The organism is Edaphovirga cremea (assembly GCF_003332275.1).
GTDB lineage: Bacteria > Pseudomonadota > Gammaproteobacteria > Enterobacterales > Enterobacteriaceae > Edaphovirga > Edaphovirga cremea.
In genome coordinates this window covers 1-4,987 of record NZ_QOVA01000054.1, presented here as the reverse complement: position 1 = coordinate 4,987, position 4,987 = coordinate 1, and the positions used below count along the sequence as shown (strand labels likewise).

Annotated in this window: 4 protein-coding genes and 4 tRNA genes; 7 read left to right on the top strand and 1 reads right to left on the bottom strand. The window is 45.8% G+C overall.

The window, feature by feature from the left end; translation table 11 throughout:
* Window positions 1–278: 278 nt before the first annotated feature.
* Together murB and birA are read left to right on the top strand one after the other, a co-directional pair.
* The gene (gene murB, locus DRI82_RS23565; protein WP_114196312.1) at window positions 279–1,316 is read left to right on the top strand and encodes a UDP-N-acetylmuramate dehydrogenase; all 1,038 of its coding nucleotides are present in this window, start codon (window positions 279–281) and stop codon (window positions 1,314–1,316) included.
* Complete coding sequence (birA, locus tag DRI82_RS23560) at window positions 1,313–2,272, top strand: bifunctional biotin--[acetyl-CoA-carboxylase] ligase/biotin operon repressor BirA (RefSeq protein WP_114196311.1); 960 nt, start codon at window positions 1,313–1,315, stop codon at window positions 2,270–2,272. The genes murB and birA overlap by 4 nt, the downstream gene beginning before the upstream one ends.
* 25 nt (window positions 2,273–2,297) lie before the next feature.
* On the opposite strand, the gene coaA is transcribed toward birA, so the two are convergent.
* Window positions 2,298–3,248 carry a type I pantothenate kinase gene (gene coaA, locus DRI82_RS23555; protein WP_114196310.1) on the bottom strand — a complete coding sequence of 317 codons (951 nt, stop codon included), beginning with the start codon at window positions 3,246–3,248 and terminating at the stop codon, window positions 2,298–2,300.
* A 570-nt stretch (window positions 3,249–3,818) separates the two neighbouring features.
* Between coaA and DRI82_RS23550 the strand changes: the two genes are divergently transcribed.
* From DRI82_RS23550 to DRI82_RS23530, 5 genes are all read left to right on the top strand, one after another.
* Window positions 3,819–3,894 (top strand) — tRNA-Thr (locus DRI82_RS23550).
* Between the two features lie 18 nt (window positions 3,895–3,912).
* Window positions 3,913–3,997: transfer RNA gene (locus DRI82_RS23545), tRNA-Tyr, on the top strand.
* 125 nt (window positions 3,998–4,122) lie between these two features.
* Window positions 4,123–4,197, top strand: a tRNA-Gly gene (locus tag DRI82_RS23540).
* Window positions 4,198–4,203: 6 nt separating this feature from the next.
* Window positions 4,204–4,279: transfer RNA gene (locus DRI82_RS23535), tRNA-Thr, on the top strand.
* A gap of 109 nt (window positions 4,280–4,388) precedes the next feature.
* Window positions 4,389–4,987: GTP-binding protein (locus tag DRI82_RS23530; RefSeq protein ID WP_114193084.1), on the top strand; the 599-nt coding region annotated here is incomplete at its 3' end.

Below are 4,987 nucleotides of genomic sequence, written 5' to 3'. Positions count from 1 at the left end.
GGAACGGATTTGAGCAGCGCATGGCGCTGACCCGAAGGGCGCAGGGCAGGAGCCCGGCGTAAACTGCCAGGCATCAAACAAAGTAAAGAACCTCAGTCGAAAGACTGGGGTTTTTTGCTATCCGGTGAAATGAGAAAAACACCAGAATAAAAAGGCCCTCTGCTAACACAGTGGGCCTTTTTATTTGGGGTAGGACATAAAAATGAATATCACCACCTCACATGTTCTCGATTCGGGTAGACTAGACAACAATATGTTTGGGATGAGTGCACAACGTCATGTCGATATCTGACACATCATTAAAAAGTTTCAATACCTTCTCACTGGAAGTCAACGCAGTAAAAATCATTACAGTGGACACGGTAGATCAATTAGTCTCTGCATGGAGCGATGCAAAACTGGCCGGCTTGCCAGTTTTGCTATTAGGTGAGGGCAGTAATGTGCTTTTCCTTGAGGATTTTGCTGGAGTCGTCATATTAAATCGAATTAAGGGAATAGCTGTCATTGATGAGCACGATTGCTGGTCAGTACATGTTGGCGCGGGTGAGAATTGGCACCATTTGGTACGCTACACGCTTGACCAGCAAATTACCGGTTTAGAAAATCTGGCTATGATCCCTGGCTGTGTTGGCTCTGCTCCAATCCAAAACATTGGAGCTTATGGTGTTGAATTGCAGAGCGTCTGCCAGTATGTGGATCTATTGGATTTGAATACGGGTATAGTCAAGCGAATTGACTCATCTGAGTGTCAATTTGGTTACCGGGAAAGTATATTCAAGCATCACTATCGGGATGGATATGCGATTGTTGCAGTGGGCTTCCGTCTTAATAAAAAGTGGAATCCAGTGCTGACTTATGGTGACCTGGTGAAGTTGGATCGAAAAACCGTCACCGCACAGCAAGTTTTTGCCGCTGTTTGCGCCATGAGAAGCAGTAAGCTGCCAGACCCGCGAGTGACAGGTAATGCTGGGAGTTTTTTCAAAAATCCTATCGTAGAAGCAGAGAAAGCCCGCTCCATCAAAGAATCATATCCCAAAGCGCCATTCTTTGAGCAGCCTGACGGTAGCGTAAAACTGGCTGCCGGATGGCTAATCGATCAATGTGAACTTAAAGGCTTCAGAATTGGCGGTGCTGCTGTCCATCAACAGCAGGCATTGGTTCTAATCAATGTGGATAATGCAACCAGCAGGGATATAAGGGCACTGGCACGCCATGTACGGGTGCAAGTTGCAGAGAAGTTTGCTATCTGGCTTGAGCCGGAAGTTAGATTTATCTCCTCGCACGGAGAAGTTAATGCAGTTGAGGCACTTTCATGAAAGATCTAACTATCCCCTTAAAGCTCATTGCAACTCTATCAGACGGTGAGTTCCATTCCGGTGAGCAGTTGGGTGAACAACTCGGTATGAGTCGAGCCGCCATTAATAAGCATATTCAAACGATCCGAGAGTGGGGATTGGATATTTTTACTGTGCCTGGGAAAGGATACAGCTTGCCTGCACCTATCCAGCTTTTGGATGAGCAGGAAATACTCAATCTGCTACCAGAGGGAAATGTTTCGGTTTTATCCGTGATTGACTCAACCAATCAATATCTGCTGGACAGAATTGGTCAGTTGAAATCAGGTGATGCCTGTGTCGCCGAATATCAACATGCAGGAAGAGGACGACGTGGTCGTCAATGGGTATCTCCCTTCGGAGCCAATCTCTACCTATCGATGTTTTGGCGCCTGGATCAAGGCCCTGCCGCAGCGATGGGGCTTAGCCTTGTGATTGGTATTGTCATGGCGGAAGTGCTTCAGAAATTAGGGGCAGAGGACGTACGTGTTAAATGGCCCAACGATCTTTATCTGCGCGACCGTAAACTGGCCGGAATTCTGGTTGAGCTAACAGGTAAAACCGGCGATGCGGCGCAATTGGTTATTGGCGCGGGAATTAATATGACAATGCGAGAATCTACGACCAATGTTATTAATCAAGGTTGGATTAATTTACAGGAAGCCGGAGTAAATATTAATCGCAATGAACTTACCGCGGGTTTACTTGAAGCGTTACGTGAGTCATTACCTCAATTTGAACGTGAGGGGTTATCTCCCTTTATCAGCCGATGGCGTGAGCTGGATAATTTCCTGAATAGGCCAGTAAAACTGCTTATTGGAGAGCAAGAGATATTTGGTATCGCGCGAGGGATCGATCAGCAAGGCGCATTATTATTGGATCAAAATGGGGAGATAAAACCTTTCATTGGTGGTGAGATTTCTCTGCGTGGCGTTTAAAAGAAGGGGGAATTTCCCCCCTTACTTATTTTCTCAGTCTAACGCTCTCAACAGCATGATTTGCGCTTTTTGTCATAATCAAACTGGCACGCTCGCGTGTGGGTAGAATATTTTGCTTTAAATTTAAACCGTTGATTTCTTTCCACAACTGAGTTGCGATGTTGATCGCCTCACTCTCAGGGAGTTTTGCATAGTTATGGAAATAAGAGTTAGGATCCGAGAATGCACCCTGACGGAATTTAAGAAATCGGCTGATATACCAGGTTTGCAATAGATCTTCAGGTGCATCAACATATATTGAGAAATCTACAAAGTCTGAAACAAATACATGATGTGGATCGTGAGGGTAATCCATGCCACTTTGTAAAACATTCAATCCTTCGAGAATTAATATATCGGGTGATGCGATATTCTTATCACCGTCAGGAATTACGTCATATATTAGATGCGAATAAACAGGAGCAGTAACATTTTTAGCTCCCGATTTTACGGCAGAAACAAACTGAACCAGGCTGTGCATATCATACGATTGCGGAAAACCTTTCTTTTTCATCAACCCGCGTTCTTGCAATACTTTATTGGGATGAAGAAATCCGTCAGTAGTAATTAATTCTACGCTGCGATGTTCAGGCCAGCGACTAAGCAATGCCTGCAAGAGTCGGGCGGTAGTGCTCTTGCCAACAGCCACACTGCCCGCAATGCCAATCACATAGGGTATTTTCTGACCATCTGTTCCAAGAAATTGCTCAAGAACTGCCTGGCGACGCAGATTTGAACTGATATAAAAATTGAGTAGACGAGAGAGCGGCAGGTAGATCTGCGCGACCTCTTCTAAAGACAAATCTTCGTTAATACCTTTTAGGTTAACGATCTCTGCTTCAGTCAGCGTTAGCGGCACCGAGTCACGTAGAGCTGCCCACTGGGTTCGATTGAACTGTAAGTAGGGCGTCGCCAAAGATTGATCTCTTTTTATCATAAGCCAAAGTCTGCCTGTTAGCGCAGGTCGGGAAAGGCGCTGGACGCCAACTCCAGACAGTAAACAAGCTGCATATTATAGACAGCTTCGTTTTTCCAGTAGACATTTTTCTTATGCGTAAATGAGTTCTTTATCATAAATTGTGGACGTAAATCGATAAAAAACATAAAAATCAATCATATGTGGATATGACAAAGAAAAACCCTATCTCTATGTTTCTAGCTGGCAATCGCGTGAGGTACCTGATTTACAGCGAATCACCAGGCATAATTCTACTTGCACAGTATCTACGCCACCCTGTTCATCCCGCGCTATCCATAGGAGGAGTTCTTCTTTGAAAAGTCATTAGCGAAGAATTTCATAAAAAGATTTATTTCTGCGAACTTTCAAGCCACTATGAGGTGCTGTCATTGTTTAAAAAAACAGCGTCAAAGTGTGTTCTTTAAGCAGTAAAATTAGTGAATAGTCTTTAAAAAGGCTTTTTTGGATAATTTCTGAGCGATAGCACGCAGAAAGCAATTTTTTTGTTGCATACGCCGTCATGTCTACCTAGAATGCGCAGCACTTGATGCCGGCATAGCTCAGTTGGTAGAGCAACTGACTTGTAATCAGTAGGTCCCGAGTTCGACTCTTGGTGCCGGCACCATCAAGTACTTTAAAATCAGGTGGGGTTCCCGAGCGGCCAAAGGGAGCAGACTGTAAATCTGCCGTCATCGACTTCGAAGGTTCGAATCCTTCCCCCACCACCAAATCAAACCTTAGAAATAAGGTGGTCTGAAGCGCCAGCGGCGATTCAGGCGAAGGTGGAACACTTGATACGTCATCTTTCCAACTTCAAATTCTACAGAAAAATCTGGTAGCCGAGTTCCAGGATGCGGGCATCGTATAATGGCTATTACCTCAGCCTTCCAAGCTGATGATGTGGGTTCGATTCCCACTGCCCGCTCCAAGATGTGCTGATATAGCTCAGTTGGTAGAGCGCACCCTTGGTAAGGGTGAGGTCGGCAGTTCGAATCTGCCTATCAGCACCACTTCTTAATATCTCGCCCCCTGATTTTCATTCTGTTATATATTCAGCAAGCAAACGCTTGGTTGATGTGGTGATACCACCGATTTAACCGTGTCTTAGAGGGACAATCGATGTCTAAAGAAAAGTTTGAACGTGTAAAACCGCACGTTAACGTTGGTACTATCGGCCACGTTGACCACGGTAAAACTACCCTGACTGCAGCAATCACCACCGTTCTGGCTAAAACCTACGGTGGTAACGCGCGTGCATTCGACCAGATCGATAATGCGCCAGAAGAAAAGGCTCGTGGTATCACCATCAACACTTCCCACGTTGAATATGACACCCCAACTCGCCACTATGCGCACGTTGACTGCCCAGGGCACGCCGACTATGTGAAAAACATGATCACCGGTGCTGCGCAGATGGACGGCGCTATCCTGGTTGTTGCTGCGACTGACGGCCCAATGCCGCAGACCCGTGAGCACATCCTGCTGGGTCGTCAGGTTGGCGTTCCTTACATCATCGTATTCATGAACAAATGCGACATGGTTGATGATGAAGAGCTGCTGGAACTGGTAGAAATGGAAGTTCGTGAACTTCTTTCTGCTTATGACTTCCCTGGTGATGATCTGCCAGTCGTTCGTGGTTCAGCGCTGAGAGCACTGGAAGGCGAAGCCGAGTGGGAAGCAAAAATCATCGAACTGGCTGGCCACCTGGATACCTATAT